We start from the raw sequence: 1,519 nt of genomic DNA on the forward strand, positions 1-1,519 counted from the left end.
GCACCGGGACTTGCCGCCGTACGGCACTGGAAAAGCCGGCCCGCCGTCGGCGTCCTCCGGCTGCTGCGATCTTAACGAGCAGCGCGCAGCCTCACTTCTCTCCGAGTCGCTTGGCTGGCCGTCGGGATGCAAGCATTTCATGAGCTTGCCATAAGTCGCGAACGTCATGAAGCCCTTCCGGCGACTTTCTCCCTCATACCATTTAGTCATTTCTTGCAGCGCGAGCCGCAGGTTGCGGTTCGTCCTCTTGAGGCGGGCCACCTCGCCGCGATCAATCGGCGCCGGTGCAGGCTTGGCCGCCATGGCGTTGGTCGCTGCATGCCGTTTATGCTCATCAGCAAGCGCAATCTTCAATGTCGCGTTCTCTTGCTGAAGGGTGGCAATCTCGATTGCCCTTCGCGCCTCGGCCAATTGCTTGGATTGTTCGGCGACGACGTTGCGCAGTCGTTCGATTTCCTCCTTCCGTTTGGTGCGCCATCGCGCCTGTCGCTCGGGATTGTCGAGACCCATGACGATCTCCCTCCGTTACGGGCTATGATGCGGCGCGAGCGTCAATTGAAAACCTCCCTAGGCGCCCCGCCGATCGGCGACTGGCCTCGACACCTTGCACGCTAGCGCTCGCTTGATCGCGGCGCGGTAGGGACCTCAGAGGTGTCAAGACGCGCGCGCGGGTGACGCGTCAGGAGCTAGAGCGTGTGCTGGTGGACCAACCGCTGAACGATCCTGCCGAGCGCGGCCGCAGCATGACGCCGCTGCTAACGGCCATAGCCGTATTCATGCGGTAACTTGCCGGGGCATGATGGGACGATGCTTTAGCGATGCGCAGTCGCGTGATCATCGCAGCCGATTATCGGGATGTATTTGGCGAATGTTCGTGCGAGCTTCCTTCCGGCGGCGCTCGTCCAGCTCTTCAACGGTGCGGATTTGCTCTGCGCGACGCGCCAGCTTTTCATAGTTTTCAGCCGTTTTGCGCAGCGCGGCTCTGGTTTGTTGGAATTGGCAATTGTCCGCCTTGGTGTGGAACTCTTCCGCTCGCGTCCACCAGTACTTTGGCGGGTGCAAGCGCTCAATAACCATGAACCCCTCCACGCAACCATCCCAGCACGCTCACAAAGGTAAGGAACGTTTGCGCGTTTGCCAAGTTCACCCGATGCCCTTCCCCAAGGGCAGTTGGCCCCAGCTCGCCCAAAGCCCCCTTACGAGCTGCGGTCCCTTTTTATCTGATTGGCACAACGTGCGACATTTATTAACGTATTTGATAGATCTAAGAAAAACATAAGGATATAATCGCTGACATAATGCTATGACGATACACTCGCTTAAGTTGTCGCCCCCGGAGCCGCGCAGGGAGAAGAACGACGAAGATCGCCCAACGCGTTTTAACCGCCGCAGCTTTCGTTCTCACTTTGGCGTTGTCCGCGCCACCAGCATCCGCCTGCAATGGCAACGGAAACTGTGAGAACGCTCCCGGCCACCTCAAAAAAGGCGGTGATGCGCACGGAGCCCCCGGGCCTATTGC

At 59.3% G+C, this 1,519-nt stretch carries 2 protein-coding genes; both read right to left on the bottom strand.

The annotated features are described in order from the left end of the window. A partial coding sequence (locus SO139_RS46125; protein ID WP_498542145.1) for a hypothetical protein occupies positions 1 to 510 on the bottom strand: 510 nt, incomplete at its 3' end. Between the two features lie 324 nt (positions 511 to 834). Further along, positions 835 to 1,077: a hypothetical protein gene (locus SO139_RS46130; RefSeq protein WP_498542146.1), complete on the bottom strand. Its 243-nt coding sequence runs from the start codon at positions 1,075 to 1,077 to the stop codon at positions 835 to 837. Positions 1,078 to 1,519 lie beyond the last annotated feature (442 nt).

It is taken from the genome of Bradyrhizobium sp. UFLA05-89, assembly GCF_059803475.1.